Source organism: Kitasatospora sp. NPDC058115 (assembly GCF_042884635.1).
In the GTDB taxonomy this organism is placed as follows: Bacteria; Actinomycetota; Actinomycetes; order Streptomycetales; family Streptomycetaceae; genus Kitasatospora.
In genome coordinates this window covers 150066-165557 of sequence record NZ_JBHVTL010000014.1, presented here as the reverse complement: position 1 = coordinate 165557, position 15492 = coordinate 150066, and the positions used below count along the sequence as shown (strand labels likewise).

13 protein-coding genes are annotated in these 15492 nt (G+C 73.9%); 9 read left to right on the top strand and 4 right to left on the bottom strand.

The window, feature by feature from the left end; translation table 11 throughout:
- Positions 1 to 59 precede the first annotated feature (59 nt).
- Positions 60 to 773 (bottom strand): TetR/AcrR family transcriptional regulator, encoded by a 714-nt coding sequence (locus ACFVVL_RS17205; protein WP_387675897.1) that lies wholly within the window; start codon positions 771 to 773, stop codon positions 60 to 62.
- 143 nt (positions 774 to 916) lie between these two features.
- Between ACFVVL_RS17205 and ACFVVL_RS17200 the strand changes: the two genes are divergently transcribed.
- On the top strand, positions 917 to 2377 hold the full coding sequence (locus ACFVVL_RS17200; protein ID WP_387675894.1) for an MFS transporter: 1461 nt from the start codon (positions 917 to 919) through the stop codon (positions 2375 to 2377).
- A gap of 99 nt (positions 2378 to 2476) precedes the next feature.
- On the opposite strand, the gene ACFVVL_RS17195 is transcribed toward ACFVVL_RS17200, so the two are convergent.
- Entirely contained in the window at positions 2477 to 4702 is a 2226-nt protein-coding gene (locus ACFVVL_RS17195; RefSeq protein ID WP_387675891.1) for an NADP-dependent isocitrate dehydrogenase, read from the bottom strand.
- 348 nt (positions 4703 to 5050) lie between these two features.
- On the opposite strand from ACFVVL_RS17195, the gene ACFVVL_RS17190 reads away from it, so the two are divergent.
- Positions 5051 to 5374 carry an SAV_915 family protein gene (locus ACFVVL_RS17190; protein WP_387675888.1) on the top strand — a complete coding sequence of 108 codons (324 nt, stop codon included), beginning with the start codon at positions 5051 to 5053 and terminating at the stop codon, positions 5372 to 5374.
- Positions 5371 to 5682 carry a hypothetical protein gene (locus ACFVVL_RS17185; RefSeq protein WP_380298487.1) on the top strand — a complete coding sequence of 104 codons (312 nt, stop codon included), beginning with the start codon at positions 5371 to 5373 and terminating at the stop codon, positions 5680 to 5682. The genes ACFVVL_RS17190 and ACFVVL_RS17185 overlap by 4 nt, the downstream gene beginning before the upstream one ends.
- 319 nt (positions 5683 to 6001) lie before the next feature.
- Here ACFVVL_RS17185 and ACFVVL_RS17180 read toward each other — a convergent pair whose 3' ends face one another.
- Positions 6002 to 6862: an EamA family transporter gene (locus ACFVVL_RS17180; RefSeq protein ID WP_387675884.1), complete on the bottom strand. Its 861-nt coding sequence runs from the start codon at positions 6860 to 6862 to the stop codon at positions 6002 to 6004.
- 472 nt (positions 6863 to 7334) lie between these two features.
- Here ACFVVL_RS17180 and ACFVVL_RS17175 point away from each other — a divergent pair, with 472 nt between their 5' ends.
- A complete protein-coding gene (locus tag ACFVVL_RS17175) occupies positions 7335 to 8999 on the top strand; it encodes an APC family permease (protein ID WP_387675881.1) in 1665 nt (554 codons plus the stop codon).
- 66 nt (positions 9000 to 9065) lie between these two features.
- Here ACFVVL_RS17175 and ACFVVL_RS17170 read toward each other — a convergent pair whose 3' ends face one another.
- Complete coding sequence (locus tag ACFVVL_RS17170) at positions 9066 to 10691, bottom strand: FAD-dependent oxidoreductase (RefSeq protein ID WP_380294908.1); 1626 nt, start codon at positions 10689 to 10691, stop codon at positions 9066 to 9068.
- 304 nt (positions 10692 to 10995) lie between these two features.
- On the opposite strand from ACFVVL_RS17170, the gene ACFVVL_RS17165 reads away from it, so the two are divergent.
- From ACFVVL_RS17165 to ACFVVL_RS17145, 5 genes are all read left to right on the top strand, one after another.
- Positions 10996 to 12162, top strand: coding sequence for a SchA/CurD-like domain-containing protein (locus ACFVVL_RS17165; protein WP_380294910.1), 1167 nt, complete (start codon positions 10996 to 10998; stop codon positions 12160 to 12162).
- A 34-nt stretch (positions 12163 to 12196) separates the two neighbouring features.
- Positions 12197 to 12631 (top strand): cupin domain-containing protein, encoded by a 435-nt coding sequence (locus ACFVVL_RS17160; RefSeq protein WP_380294912.1) that lies wholly within the window; start codon positions 12197 to 12199, stop codon positions 12629 to 12631.
- Positions 12628 to 13887 carry a beta-ketoacyl-[acyl-carrier-protein] synthase family protein gene (locus ACFVVL_RS17155; protein WP_387675876.1) on the top strand — a complete coding sequence of 420 codons (1260 nt, stop codon included), beginning with the start codon at positions 12628 to 12630 and terminating at the stop codon, positions 13885 to 13887. Before ACFVVL_RS17160 ends, ACFVVL_RS17155 begins: the two co-directional genes overlap by 4 nt.
- A gap of 5 nt (positions 13888 to 13892) precedes the next feature.
- A complete protein-coding gene (locus tag ACFVVL_RS17150; protein WP_380294915.1) occupies positions 13893 to 15134 on the top strand; it encodes a beta-ketoacyl synthase N-terminal-like domain-containing protein in 1242 nt (413 codons plus the stop codon).
- A gap of 97 nt (positions 15135 to 15231) precedes the next feature.
- Positions 15232 to 15492, top strand: a complete 261-nt coding sequence (locus ACFVVL_RS17145) for an acyl carrier protein (RefSeq protein ID WP_380294916.1) — start codon at positions 15232 to 15234, stop codon at positions 15490 to 15492.

Sequence of the window (15492 nt, the reverse complement as noted above, 5' to 3'; positions counted from 1 at the left end):
TCCCCCCGGGAGCCCCCGTCCGATCACGGACGGGGGCTCCTGCGTGTCCGGGGCGGTCCTCAGGCCGCGCCGCCCGGGGCCTGCCGGGCGAGGCCGGCGACCAGGATGTCCAGGCCGAACTCGAAGCGCTCCTCGCCGACGTTGCGGGTGAGCGCGGCGGCCATCGAGGTGATCATCGGGTAGCGCTCGTCCGGGACGGTCGCGAAGTAGGCGCGGATCCGGTCGGTGAACTCCTGGGTGTTCGCGCCGCCCCGGCTGGAGGCCTCGAAGGCGGTCGCGGTGGTGTACAGGCCGAGCAGATCGACCCCGTAGGCGGCGGTCTGCTCGTCCAGGCCGCCGGCCCGCAGCATGGCGAGCATGGCCTCGGCGATGTCCATCGCGTGCGGGGTGACCGGGACGTTGGCGACCACCGCGGCCCTGGCCAGGTCGCGGTGCGACAGCAGGGCCTCCCGGGAGCGGCGCAACAGGTCCTTGATCTGCTCCTGCCACCGCGCCGGGTCGGCCGGCTCCAGCTCGATGCCGGCGTAGGCGAGGTCCAGGACCAGCTCGACCAGCTCCTCCTTGGAGCCGACGTGGGCGTAGAGGCTGGCGGCGCCGGTGCCGAGCTCCTGGCCGACCCGGCGCATGCTGAGCGCGTCCATGCCCTCGGTGTCGACGATCCGCAGCGCCGCCTCGACGATCCGCTCCTGACTGAGCGGCTGCCTCCGGGGGGCGGCCTTCGCCTTCCCCTGCCAGTGCTCGGGCCAGCCGGAACGCGGGGCGGCACTGCTCATGGGGGCTCCTTCGGGGTCGGCGACGGATCCCAGATTACTTGACACGAACACTGTTCCATGGGAGAACACTGTTCGTTGAAACAAACAGCGTTCGTTCCGACGAACAGCGTTCGTCGACAGTTCTGATTCCGGAGACCGCCTCCATGACTAGTCAGACCGCCCCACCCCGGGCCCCCGCACCCCCGACCGCCGGCCACCGGCTGCGCTGGGCGGGCCTCGCCGTCGTCCTCGCCGCCGAGGTGATGGACCTCCTCGACACCACGATCGTCGGCGTCGCGGCGCCCTCCGTCCGCCAGGACCTCGGCGGCAGTGACGCCCAGATCCAGTGGATCACCGCGTCCTACACGCTCGCCTTCGCCGTCCTGCTGATCACCGGCGGCCGGCTCGGCGACCTCTTCGGCCGCAGGCGCCTGTTCGTCCTCGGCGCGGCCGGCTTCACCCTCGCCTCGCTGCTCTGCGCGGCGGCGCCCGGCGCCGGCACCCTGATCGCCGCCCGCACCGTGCAGGGCCTGTTCGCGGCCCTGCTCATCCCGCAGGGGCTCGGCCTCGTCAAGGCGATGTTCCCGCCCGAGCAGCTCGGCGCCGCGTTCGGGCTGTTCGGCCCCGTGCTGGGCCTCTCCTCGGTGCTCGGCCCCACCCTCGGCGGCTACCTCACCGACGCCGACCTCTTCGGCCTCGGCTGGCGGACCGTCTTCCTGATCAACCTGCCGCTCGGCCTGCTCGCGGTGCTCGCCGCCACCCGGATCCTGCCCGCCGACCACCTCACCCGCACCCCCGGCGCCGGGCGGCTGGATCCGGTCGGCGTGCTGGTGCTCGGCCTCGCCGTCCTGCTGCTGGTCTACCCGCTGGTCCAGGGCCGCGAGCTGGACTGGCCGCTGTGGACCTTCCTCTCGATGGCCGCCTCGGTGCCGGTCCTGTGGCTGTTCACCCGGCACCAGCGCGGCGTGCTGCGGCGCGGCGGCACCCCGCTGGTCGAGCCCTCGCTGTTCGGCAAGCGGGCCTTCGTCTCGGCGCTCGCCACCGGCCTGGTGTTCTTCGCCGCGCTCTCCGGGCTCCTGCTGGTCTTCACCCTCCACCTGCAGCTCGGCCTCGGCTGGACCCCGCTGCACGCCGGGCTCTCGATGATCCCGCTGTCGGTCGGCGTGGTCGTCGGCGCCGTCCTCTCCGGCGGCCTGCTGGCGCCCCGGTACGGCCGCCGGGTGCTGCATGCCGGGATCGCCGTCGCCGTCGCGGGCGCGCTCGGCCTCTGGTTCACCGTCGAGCGCGGGGACGCGGGCCTCACCAGCTGGCAGCTGGCCCCGGCGCTCGCGCTGACCGGGCTGGGCCTCGGCCTGATCATGGCGCCGTTCTTCGACATCGCGCTGGCCGGGGTCGAGGAGTCCGAGACCGGTTCGGCCTCCGGCGTCCTCAACGCCCAGCAGCAGCTCGGCGGCTCGGTGGGGGTCGCCCTGCTCGGCACCGCGTTCTTCGGCTGGGCCCGCGCCGACGGCTTCCGGCACGCGGCCGGCTGGACGTACGGGCTCGTCGCCGCACTGCTCGCCGCGGCCTTCCTGACCGCCTTCCTGCTCCCCCGGCACGCCCGGCCGGAGGGCGGGGGGCACTGAGCGCCCCGCAGGGCCGGGAGGGCCGGAGGGCCCCGGGGATCCGTCGCGACGGATCCCCGGGGCCCTCCGGGTTCAGCGGTGACGCGGCGAGCGCCCGGGTCAGCCGAGGTTGGCGAGCGCCTCGTTGAGGGTCTTCGACGGGCGCATCACGGCCGCGGCCTTGGCCGGGTCCGGCTGGTAGTAGCCGCCCAGGTCGACCGCGGAGCCCTGCACCGCGATGAGCTCCTCGACGATGGTCTGCTCCTGCTCGGTGAGCGTCTTGGCCAGACCCTCGAAGGCCTGCGCGAGCGCGGCGTCCTCGGTCTGCTTCGCCAGCTCCTGGGCCCAGTAGGTGGCCAGGTAGAAGTGGCTGCCGCGGTTGTCGATGCCGCCGAGGCGACGGCTCGGCGACTTGTCCTCGTTGAGGAAGGTGCCGGTGGCGCGGTCCAGCGTGTCGGCCAGCACCTGGGCGCGGGCGTTGCCGGTGGTGCGGGCCAGGTGCTCGAAGCTCGCGGCCAGCGCGAAGAACTCGCCCAGGCTGTCCCAGCGCAGGTAGTTCTCCTTGACCAGCTGCTGGACGTGCTTCGGGGCGGAGCCGCCGGCGCCGGTCTCGAACAGGCCGCCGCCGTTGATCAGCGGGACGACCGACAGCATCTTGGCGCTGGTGCCCAGCTCCAGGATCGGGAACAGGTCGGTCAGGTAGTCGCGCAGCACGTTGCCGGTCACCGAGATGGTGTCCTCGCCGCGGCGGATGCGCTCCAGCGAGAACGTGGTGGCGTCGACCGGGGACTTGATCTCGATCTGCAGACCGGCGGTGTCGTGCTCCGCCAGGTAGGTCTTGACCTTCTCGATCAGCACGGCGTCGTGGGCGCGGCTCTCGTCCAGCCAGAAGACGGCCGGGCTGCCGGTGACCCGGGCGCGGGTGACGGCCAGCTTCACCCAGTCGCGGATCGGCAGGTCCTTGGTCTGGCAGGAGCGGAAGATGTCGCCCGGCTGGACGGCCTGCTCCAGGACGACCGCGCCGGTGGCGGCGTCGACCAGGCGCACGGTGCCGGCGGCGGCGATCTCGAAGGTCTTGTCGTGGCTGCCGTACTCCTCGGCGGCCTGGGCCATCAGGCCGACGTTCGGGACCGAGCCGATGGTGGCCGGGTCCAGGGCGCCGTGGGCGCGGCAGTCGTCGAGGACGGCCTGGTAGACGCCCGCGTAGCTGCTGTCCGGCAGCACGGCGAGGGTGTCGGCCTCCTGGCCGTCCGGGCCCCACATGTGGCCGGAGGTGCGGATCATGGCCGGCATCGAGGCGTCGACGATGACGTCGCTCGGCACGTGCAGGTTGGTGATGCCCTTGTCGGAGTCGACCATGGCCAGGGCCGGGCCCTCGGCCAGCTCGGCCTCGAACGAGGCCTTGATCTCCTCGCCCAGGTGCGGGACCTTCTCCAGCCCGGCCAGGATGCCGCCGAGGCCGTTGTTCGGGTTCAGGCCCGCCGCCACGAGCACCTCGCCGTACTTGGCGAAGGTCTGCGGGAAGAAGGCGCGGACCACGTGGCCGAAGATGATCGGGTCGGAGACCTTCATCATGGTGGCCTTGAGGTGGACCGAGAACAGCACGCCCTCGGCCTTGGCCCTGGCGACCTGCGCGGCCAGGAACTCGTTCAGCGCGGCGGCGCGCATGACCGAGGCGTCCACGACCTCGCCGGCCAGCACCGGGACCGACTCGCGCAGCACGGTGGTGGCGCCGTCCTCGGCGACCAGCTCGATGCGCAGCGCGCCGTCCTCGGCGATGACGGCCGACTTCTCGGTGGAGCGGAAGTCGTTCTCGCCCATGGTGGCGACATTGGTCTTGGAGTCGGCCGACCAGGCGCCCATGCGGTGCGGGTGGGTCTTGGCGTAGTTCTTGACCGACGCGGGGGCGCGGCGGTCCGAGTTGCCCTCGCGCAGGACCGGGTTGACGGCGCTGCCCTTGACCTTGTCGTACCGGGCGCGGACGTCCTTGTCCTCGTCGGTCTGCGGGTCGTCCGGGTAGTCCGGCAGCGCGTAGCCCTGCGCCTGCAGCTCGGCGATGGCGGCCTTCAGCTGCGGGATCGAAGCCGAGATGTTCGGCAGCTTGATGATGTTGGCACCCGGGGTCTTGGCGAGCGCGCCCAGCTCGGCGAGGGCGTCGCCGATCCGCTGGTCCTCGGTGAGACGCTCCGGGAAGCTCGCGATGATCCGCCCGGCGAGGGAGATGTCGCGAGTCTCCACCTTCACGCCCGCCGTCGAGGCGTACGCCTGGACCACCGGCAGGAACGAGTACGTTGCCAGGGCCGGCGCCTCGTCGGTGTGCGTATAGATGATGGTCGAGTCAGTCATCGGTACTCCGCTTCACGTCTCCAACGTCTTGACGTCAAGATATCTCGTGACCGCCCCTTCGCTCCACCTCCCCCCGGAATCGGATCAGCTCCACCGTCGTCCCGGGGCCGCCGCGGGGCAAGCGGAGCGGCCCGGAGAGCGCCGTCCGGTGAGCGGTGCACCCGACCGTCAGGACTCCGTCAACGCGGTGCGGCATTCGGTCAACGCTGCGTCAGGACTGTTCACCGTGCGCCCGTGACCGCCCTAGCGTCATGGGCAGAGGTTCCGAGCAGCACCGAGCAGTCAGCGCAGTACCGAGCAGTACGAGCAGTTCCGGCAGGCCCCTCTCCACCACTCGGGAGCACCCGCATGGCCCGCGTCGTCGTCTGGCACGTTCCGGTCACCGTCACCGGACGGACCACCTCCCTCCGCCTCTTCCGCCTGCGCGACGGCCGCCGCTGCGCGGTCGCCTTCAGCTCGGCGGGCGCGCTCGCCGAGCTGCTCGGCCCGGAGCAGGCCGCCGTCGAGCTCGGCGAACCGGCGCTGCGCGCGCTCACCGCGCCGCTCGGCATCGAGGAACTGGTCCTGGACCCCCGGCTGGTCGCCCCGCCGGTGGGCGCCGCCGGCCCCGGCGCCCGCCCGGCCGCCGGGCGCACCGCTCCCCGCCCCGGCGCCCGGCTCCAGCGCCGGTGAGCGCGCTCCACCTCGTCCCCGGCGCGCCGCAGCCCGAGCCGGCCCGCCCGCTCCACGCCCTCGCCCGGGTGAGCTACGGCCCGGTCCCGCTCGACTTCGACCGGCTGGCCGCCGAGCTCCCGGCGGTGCAGAGCGGCCTGGCGCTGGCCGGCGACGCCGACCTCGAACTGCGGCTCGCCTGCACCGGCCCGGAGGAGTTACGCGCCGTCTCCGCCGCGCTGCTGCGCGCGGGCGCCGCCCACGTCCACGTCGACCTGGTGCTGCGCGCCCTCGTCCCCGCCCAGCCGACCCTGCGCCCGGTGCCCTGACCGGACGCGGCCGCGCGGGCGCGGGCCGGACCCCGGCGGGCGCCTTGCGGGCCGGGCCGGGGCCGGCCCGACCCGCAGGACAGGCCCCAGGGGTCGTCTTCACACCCCCACCGTCCGCCCGGAGGGCGGGCCGGGCGGCGTCCGGGTGCGTGCATCGCAAGGCGGAGGAGGGAGTCCATGCGGTGGGGGCACCTCCCGGCCGCCAGGCTGGGGGCCATCGGCGACCGACGACAACGCGGCGCGGGGGTGCCTCCCGGCCGGAGGCCGGGGGCGTGCGTGCCCAGGTGTCGCCCGGCAGGCGGGGGTGCGGAGACGAGCCCTAGCGGCGGGTGAGCGCGGCGATGGCGGTCAGCAGCAGGGCGGAGCCCGCCAGCAGGGCGAGGGTGAGCGGCTCGCCGAAGAAGGCCACCCCGAGGGCCGCGGCGGCGGCCGGTTCGAGCAGGACCAGGACGGCCGCGGTCGCCCCCGGGACGACGGTCAGGCCGGCGAAGTACCAGCGGTAGGCGAGCAGGGTCGGCACCGTGCCCAGGAACAGCAGGGCGGCGGCCGTCGGCAGCGGCGCCCCGGCGGTCGGCAGCACACCGCCGTCCACCGTGAGGGCGAGCGGCAGCAGGCAGAGCAGGCCGGTGGCGAACGCCCCGGTCGAGGCGCGGGCCGTGCCGCCCGCCCGGGCCCACAGGGTGAGGCCGCTCTGCCCGGCGCCGGCCAGGGCGGCGAGCGCCACCCCGAGTGCGGGCCGCGGGCCGCTCGCCGGGCCCGCCACCAGCAGGACCAGCCCGCCCAGGGCGAGCAGGTTGGCGGCCGCCGCCCGGCCGGTGAGCCGTTCGCCGAGCAGCAGATGGGCGCCGAGGCTGGTGAGCACCGGCCCGGCGCCGATGGTCACCAGGGTGCCGAGGCCGAGCCCGGCGTACCGCACCGAGCCGAAGTAGGCGCACTGGCTGACCGCCAGCCCGAGCCCGGTGAGCACGGCGGCGCGGCGAGACCCGGCGGCGGCCCGGGCGGGCAGCAGGGCGAGGCAGCCGGCGGCGACGGCGAACCGCCAGGCGCAGACGGCGACCGGGCCGAGCCCGGCGGCGCCCATCAGCAGGGCGGCCACGGCCCCGCCCGCGCCCCAGGCGACGGCGGCGGCCGAGATGGACAGCAGGCCGTGCCGGAACGGCACGGCGGCATGAGTGGTCATGCGTTCGATCTCCACGACGGGGTGCCGGGCGGGGCCCGGCCGGATGAGGTCCACCGGCGCAGCGGGCGGCACTCGTCGGCCCGGGAACGGCGCGGCCGCCGGGCTGGGTGCGTGGAGTGGGCCGCCCGCTAGCGGACGGGCGGCGGCAGGATCCGGGAACGCATGGGGCCACCCTACGTGACACCCGGAACGGGCTGCATCTCTATACGAACAGCCTGATTTTCATCACCGGTTCCGCCTTATCATCCCGCGCCGGGACCAATCAATGCTCAAATCTGGCTCAAATGCCGAAACTACTCATCCGTCACGTAACGGGTGCATGAACAGATGGCCGCCTACCTGCGGAAATATCCTGCGAAGTAGGTAAACATTCAGTAATGAAATCTGTGCAGATGTCCCTGAATCCGCCTACCGTGTGTCAACTCTCCGAGCTCCGCACGACCGGAGCCCCCACAGCACAGAGAGATTGCGCATGGCCTCCCTCAACCAGCTCTCCCCGCCCGGTTCGGGCACCGGTTCCGGCACCGGAACCACCACCCACCGGTCGCTGCGCCGCGAAGTCGGTCTCATCGGCCTCATGTGGGCCTCGGTCGGCTCGATCATCGGCTCGGGCTGGCTCTACGGCGCGAAGAACGCCGTCGTCGTCGCCGGACCGGCGGCGCTCGTCTCCTGGGGCATCGGCGCGGTCGCCATCGTGCTGCTCGCCTTCGTGCACGCCGAGCTCGGCGGCATGTTCCCGGTCGCCGGCGGCACCGCCCGCTACCCGCACTACGCCTTCGGCGGGCTGGCCGGCATGTCGTTCGGCTGGTTCTCCTGGCTCCAGGCCGCCACCGTCGCGCCCATCGAGGTCGAGGCGATGATCGGCTACGCCGGGCACTGGGAGTTCGCGCAGGGCTTCCTCAACGACAACGGCACCCTCACCCCGAGCGGCATGGTCGTCGCCGTACTGCTGATGGCCCTGTTCGTGGCGGTCAACTTCCTCGGCGTCCGGGTGCTCGCCCGCACCAACAGCGCCGCCACCTGGCTGAAGATCTTCGTCCCGCTGTTCGCGATCTTCGTGCTGTCCGTGAGCAACTTCCACGGCTCCAACTTCACCTCGCACGGCTTCGCCCCGTTCGGCATCAAGGGCGTGCTCACCGCCGTCAGCGCCAGCGGCATCATCTTCGCCCTGCTCGGCTTCGAGCAGGCGATCCAGCTGGCCGGCGAGAGCCGCAACCCCAAGCGCGACATCCCGCGCGCCGTGCTCGGCTCGGTCGCCATCGGCACCGCGATCTACGTGCTGCTGCAGGTCGTCTTCATCGCCGCGCTGCCCGCCTCCACCTTCGCCGGCGGCTGGGACAAGCTCGACTTCCCCGGCATCGACGGCCCCTTCGCCGGCCTCGCCACCCTGGTCGGCCTCGGCTGGCTGGCCTGGGTGCTGTACTTCGACGCCATCGTCTCCCCCGGCGGCACCGGCCTCATCTACACCACCTCCACCTCCCGCATCGCCTACGGCCTCAGCAAGAACGGCTACGCGCCGCAGCTGTTCGAGCGGGTCGACAAGCGCGGCGCGCCGTGGTTCGGCCTCCTCATGTCGTTCGTCACCGGCGTCGTCTGCTTCATGCCCTTCCCGAGCTGGCAGGAGCTGGTCGGCTTCATCACCTCGGCCAGCGTGCTCATGTACGCCGGCGCCCCGCTCGCCTTCGGCGCCCTGCGCCGCCGGCTGCCGGCCCGCGAGCGCTCGTACCGCCTGCCCGGCGGCGCGATCATCTCCCCGGCGTCCTTCATCGTCTCCAGCCTGATCATCTACTGGTCCGGCTGGCACACCCTGTCCCGCCTGGGCATCGCGATCGTCATCGGCTACCTGCTGCTCGGCAGCTACGCCACGTACGCGATCCGCAAGGGCCTGCCGAACGCCCCGCACATGGACTGGCGGGCCGCCCAGTGGCTGCCGGCCTACCTGCTGGGCCTGGGCCTGATCTCCTGGCAGGGCGGCTTCGGCGAGGGCACCGGCCGGATCCCGATGTGGTGGGACATGGCGGCGGTCGCGGCGTTCTCCCTGGTGATCTACTACTGGGCGATCCGGGTCGCGCTGCCGGCCGAGATCATCGAGCGGAACATCGAGGACGTCGAGGTCGTCGACGAGGGCGGTCACTGAGACACCGTCCGACACCGCGGAAGGGGCCCGCCGGCCGTGCGGCCGGCGGGCCCCTTCCGCGTCGCGCTACAGCGACAGCACCGACCGCAGGGCGTGCTCCACGGCGGCCTCGGGGTCGTCGGCGGGGTGCTCGGACCGCCAGGCGACGAAGCCGTCCGGGCGCACCAGCAGGGCCCCGTCGGGGCGGACGCCGTGCAGGGCGGCGAAGTCGGCGCCCGGCTCGGGGGCCAGGTCGTCGTCCGCGCCGTCACCGATCCGGTAGGCGTCCAGCGGGACGGCCAGCCGGTCGGCCGCCCGGCGGGCGGCGTCCCGCCAGGCGGTGCCCGCCGAGCCGGTCAGCAGCACCATCGCCTGCTCGTACAGGTCGAGGGTGGACAGCCGCACGCCCGCCCGCAGCAGCCACTGGTGCGGGGCCCGGCTGCCCGGCTCGCCCGCCGACTCGAAGGCCTCCGGGACCACCGGGCCGGCCGGGTCGGTGCCCAGCACCGCGCCCTCCCGGTAGCGGTAGCCGAGCGCCACCGCCAGCACCCCGGCCTGCCGGCCGACGCCCGGGACCACGGCGTAGCCGGGGTGGCTGTGCTCGGCGGAGCGGGCCGAGGCGCGCTCGCCGGTCACCCGGGCCACCGGCCGGCGCTCCTGCCCGTACGTCTCCAGCAGCCCCGGGCCGGCCCAGCCGCAGAGCACCGCGGCCAGCTTCCAGGCCAGGTTGTGCGCGTCCTGGATGCCGGTGTTGGAGCCGAACGCGCCGGTCGGGGACATCTCGTGCGCAGAGTCCCCGGCCAGGAAGACCCGACCCCCGGAGTAGCGCTCGGCGACCCGCTCGGCGGCGTGCCACGGGGCCTTGCCGGTCACCTCGACGTCGAGTTCGGGCATCCCGACGGCGGCCCGGATGTGCCGGGCGCAGCGCTCGTCGGTGAACGCCTCCAGCGGCTCGCCGTGCTCCGGGTGCCAGGGCGCGTGGAAGACCCACTCCTCCCGGTTGTCGACCGGCAGCAGGGCGCCGTCCGCCTCCGGATTGGTGAGGTAGCAGGCGATGAAGTGGCGGTCGCCGACCGCCTCGGCCAGCCGCTTCGCCCGGAAGGTGATGCTGACGTTGTGGAACAGCTCGCCCTGGCCGCTCTGGCCGATGCCCAGCCGGGTGCGGGCCGGGCTGCGCGGACCGTCCGCCGCGACCAGGTACTCCGCCCGGACGACCCGCTCCTCGCCGGTCTCCCGGCTGCGCAGCAGCGCCGTCACCCCGTCGGCGTCCTGTTCGAAGGAGAGCAGCTCGGTGCCGAAGCGGATCTCGGCGCCCAGGTCGCGGGCCGCGCGGCGCAGCACCGGCTCCAGGTCGTTCTGGCTGCACAGGCACCAGGAGCTGGGGCTGAACCGGGCCAGCCGCCCGCCGGGGTCGATCTCCCGGAACAGCCACTCCTGCTCCTCGCCGGTCAGCGAGGGCGCCTGGAGGATGCCGTGGTTGGGGGCCAGCACGGACGCCGCCTCGCGGATCGCCGGCTCGATCCCGGCCACCCGGTAGAGCTCCATCGTCCGCACGTTGTTGCCTCGGCCGCGCGGGTGATGCGAGGTGTCGGCGTGCTTCTCGACCAGCAGGTGCCTGACACCCAGTCGGCCGAGGAAGAGCGAGGCCGACAGCCCGACCAGCGAGCCGCCGACGATCAGGACCGGTACCCGGTCGTCCACCTTCGGATTCATCAATTGCTCCAGCCTGTACGGGAGTTCGGGGCCGAATACGAGGCTCGGCGCAGCCCGCTCGGGGGCTCGCGGGCACGGCGGCCCGGTCCTACCGTCCCCCGCGCCGGGGGCCTTGTGCCGTCTCTTCGCCCGGATGGCCCGCATATCTCGCGCCACCCGGGAGCGCCGCGCACGATCGACCTCAGGCCTGATGGCCGACCGACACCGCAGCACCCCTCCCGCCGGGGGCCGCCCGGCCCCCACCGGCACCGGCGCCGCCGCACGCGGCCCCCGACGCGCGCGGCCCAGAAGCAGAAAGTGGATCATGACGACCCTGTCCGAACCGCCCGCCCGGCAGCACTCCCCCTCCGAGACCCGCCTGCGGGTGGTGCTGATGCTGGAGATCCAGGACGGCGCCCAGCAGCGCTTCATGGACGTGTACGAGAAGCTGCGCCACCAGGTCGCGACCGTCCCCGGCCACGTCAGCGACCAGCTCTGCCAGTCGATCAACGACCCCCGCCAGTGGCTGATCACCAGCGAGTGGGAGGACCAGGAGACCTTCCTGGAGTGGGTGGACAGCCCGGCCCACCGGGAGATGGTCAAGCCGATGCACGGCTGCGTCAGCGACACCTTCCGCTCGCTGCGCTACGCCATCCTGCGGGAGACCTCCGCCGCCGGCGCCACCGGCAGCCGCGCGCCGCTGGAGGTGCCGGCCGACCTGCCGCGCTCCGCCCCGGCCGGGCAGGCCGGCCCGCCGAAGGCGGACCCGGGCCCGGACGGGGTGGTCCGGCACGCGCTCACCTTCACCGTCGAGCCCGGCAGCGAGCCCGAGGTCGCCCGGATCCTGTCCGGCTACGCCTCCCCCCGCGCGGAGGTGGACGGAACCACCCGGCTGCGGCGCACCTCGCTGTTCATGCACGGCAACCGGGTGGTCCGCGCGGTCGAGGTGATCGGCAGCCTGGGCGACGCGCTGCGGCACGTCGCGATGCAGCCCGAGGTGCGCGCCGTCGAGGAGGCGATCAACCCGTACCTGGAGGAGGCCCGCCAACTCGGCGACCCGCAGGCGGCGCGCGCCTTCTTCGCCCGGGCCGCGCTGCCGGCCGCCAACCAGGCGGTGGGCGGCTCCCCCGTCTCCGGGCGGCTGCACCGGCACGCCGTGCTGTACCCGGTGAAGCCCGGCAACGGGAAGGTGGTCACCGACCTGCTCGCCGAGTACGACCTCCTGGCCACCGCCGACCCGACCGGCCCGGTGGCCGGCAGCACCGTCTTCCACCGCGAGGACGTCGTGGTGCGGCTGGTGGACCTGCGGGTGCCGCCGGAGGCGGACCCGGCGGCGGCGCTGGGCGTGGCCGGCGAGCGCGAGGCGACCCTCCTGGGCCGGCTGCTCGACCTCGGTCCGGAGGGCGACCTGCGCACCGACGCCGGGCTGCGCGCCTTCCTCGCCGCCCGCAGCATGAACCCGGTCACCGACCGGACGTCCCAGGACTCCTGACCACCTCCCGCCCCGGCAACAGAAGGAAGAAACCATGTCCACGCAGTACCCACGGATCGTGCACGTCTCCGAGGCCCCGGAGAACCGCCGGCGCGGCGGCGACCTGCGCGCCATGCTCACCCCGACCACCTGCGGCGCCACCAGCGGGTTCATGGGGCTGGCCATCCTGCAGCCGGGCGAGCGGATCGGCGAGCACTACCACCCGTACTCCGAGGAGTTCGTGTTCGTCGTCACCGGCGACCTGGAGGTGGACCTGGACGGCGAGACCCGGGCGCTCAAGCCCGAACAGGGGCTGCTGATCCCGGTCGACATGCGCCACCGGTTCCGCAACGTCGGCGACTCGGTGGCCAAGATGGTCTTCCACCTCGGCCCGCTGGCGCCGCGCCCCGAACTCGGCCACGTCGACACCGAGGAGACCGGGCCGGTGGTCAACTCCGGCCCGCCGGAACACGCCAAGGTGGGCTCGTGAGCCGCCGTCGGGTCGCCGTCACCGGTATCGGCGTGGTCGCGCCCGGAGGGGTCGGGGTCCCGGCGTTCTGGGACCTCCTCACCACCGGGCGGACGGCGACCCGGGGCATCACGCTCTTCGACCCCGCCGGGTTCCGGTCCCGGATCGCCGCCGAGTGCGACTTCGACCCGGCGGCCCACGGGCTCGGCCCGGAGGACGTCCGACGGGCCGACCGCTACGTGCAGTTCGCGATGGTCGCGGCCGACGAGGCGGTCGCCGACGCCGGACTCGACCTGGCCGCCGAGGACCCGTGGCGGATCGCCGTCTCGCTCGGCACCGCCGTCGGCGGCACCACCCGGCTGGAGCACGACTACGCCCTGGTCAGCGCCGGCGGCGCGCGCTGGGACGTCGACCACCGGCTCGCCGAACCGCAGCTGCACCGGGCGTTCGCGCCCAGCACGCTCGCCTCCGCGGTCGCCGAACGGACCGGGGCGCACGGGCCGGTGCAGACCGTCTCCACCGGCTGCACCTCCGGTCTGGACGCCATCGGCTACGGCTTCCAGGCGGTCGAGGACGGGCGCGCCGACATCTGCGTCGCCGGCGCCTCCGACTCGCCGATCTCGCCGATCACCGTCGCCTGCTTCGACGCCATCAAGGCCACCAGCGAACGCAACGACGACCCGGCGCACGCCTCCCGGCCGTTCGACGCCCACCGCGACGGCTTCGTGCTCGGCGAGGGCGGCGCCGTCCTGGTGCTGGAGGAGCTGGAGCACGCCCGCCGGCGCGGCGCGCGGATCTACGGCGAGATCGGCGGCTTCTCGACCTTCGGCAACGCGTACCACATGACCGGCCTCACCCAGGAGGGGCTGGAGATGTCCCGGGCGATCGACCACGCGCTCGACCACGCCCGGATCGACCGCCAGGACGTCGACTACGTCAACGCGCACGGCTCGGGCACCAAGCAGAACGACCGGCACGAGACGGCGGCTGTCAAGCGCTCGCTCGGCGAGCACGCGTACCGGACGCCGATGAGCTCGATCAAGTCGATGGTCGGGCACTCGCTCGGCGCGATCGGCGCGATCGAGGTGGTCGCCTGCACCCTCGCGCTGGACCGCGGGGTGGTGCCGCCGACCGCCAACTACGAGACACCCGACCCGGAGTGCGACCTCGACTACGTGCCGCGCACCGCGCGGGAGCTGCCGCTGCGGAACATCCTGTCGGTCGGCAGCGGATTCGGCGGATTCCAGTCCGCCGTCGTGCTCACAAGAACGGGGTGAGATCCATGACGTCACGTCAGCAGAACCGCCGGGCGGTGATCACCGGCCTGGGCGTGGTGGCACCGAACGGCGTGGGGGCCGACGCCTTCTGGAAGGCCACCCGGCAGGGCGTGAGCGTCCTCGACCGGATATCCCGCGAGGGCTGCGCGGACCTCCCGCTGCGCATCGCGGGCCAGGTGCGGGACTTCGATCCGCGGGCCGCCATCGACAACCGCTACCTGGTGCAGACCGACCGGTTCACGCACTACGCGATGGCCGCCGCCGACCAGGCGGTGGCGGACGCCGGCTTCGTCGCCGACCCCGAACAGCCGTACGCGGTGGGCGTGGTGACCGCGGCCGGCTCCGGCGGCGGCGAGTTCGGCCAGGGCGAGCTGCAGCAACTGTGGGGCAAGGGTCCGCAGTTCGTCGGCCCCTACCAGTCGATCGCCTGGTTCTACGCGGCCAGCACCGGCCAGATCTCCATCCGCGGCGGCTACAAGGGCCCGTGCGCGGTGGTGGCCAGCGACGAGGCGGGCGGCCTGGACGCGCTCGCGCACGCCGCCCGGGCCGTCGAGCACGGCACCGACGCGGTGGTGGTCGGCGCCGCCGAGGCCCCGCTCGCGCCCTACTCGATGGTCTGCCAGCTCGGCTACCCCGAGCTGAGCCTCGCCGACCGGCCCGACCGGGCCTACCTGCCGTTCTCCCCCGACGCGGCCGGCTTCGCCCCCGCCGAGGGCGGCGCGATGCTGCTGCTGGAGGACGAGACGACCGCCCGCCGGCGCGGGGCCGCCGTCCGGGCGTACATCGCCGGCCACGGCGCGACGTTCACCGGGGCCTCCCGCTGGGTGGAGTCCCGCGAGGGCCTGGCGGCGGCGATCCGGATCGCCCTGGAGCGGGCCCGGATCGCGGCGGAGGAGATCGACGTGGTCTTCGCCGACGCCCTCGGCGTCCCGGCCGCCGACCGCGCCGAGGCGCTCGCGCTGGCCGACGCGCTCGGCCCCTACGCCGAGCGGGTCCCGGTCACCGCCCCCAAGTCCGGCACCGGGCGGGCCTACTGCGGCGCCCCCGCGCTGGACACCACCGCCGCCGTGCTCGCCATGGAGGACGGCGTGCTGCCGCCCACTCCCCATGTCACCGAGGTCGCCCACGACCTCGCCCTCGTGACCGGCCGGGCCCGGCCGGCCGAACTGCGCACCGCGCTGGTGCTCAGCCGCGGGCTGATGGGCTCCAACTCGGCGCTGGTGCTCCGGCGCGGCGAGCCGTCCTGAACCCGTCCCGATCCCCTGCTCCGCCCGCTCACCACCGCCCGCCCACCCCCGTCCACCCTCCCCGCTCACCACTCGCTCGCAACGAAGGGACATCCCCGTGAGCAACACCCTCAGCTATCCCGAACTCGCGGCGCTCATCCAGGCCCGGGCCGGCGTCGTGATCGACCCGGCCTCCCTGGAGCGCCCCGGCGCCGCCTTCGACGAGTTCGGCGTGGACTCCCTCGGCCTGCTCGGCGTGGTCGGCGAACTGGAGAACCGGCACGGCGTGAAGGTCACCAACGGCGCGGAGTCGGCCAAGACCCCCGCCGAGTTCCTGCAGTTGGTCAACTCCGCCGTCACCGCGAAGGCGGGTGCCTGA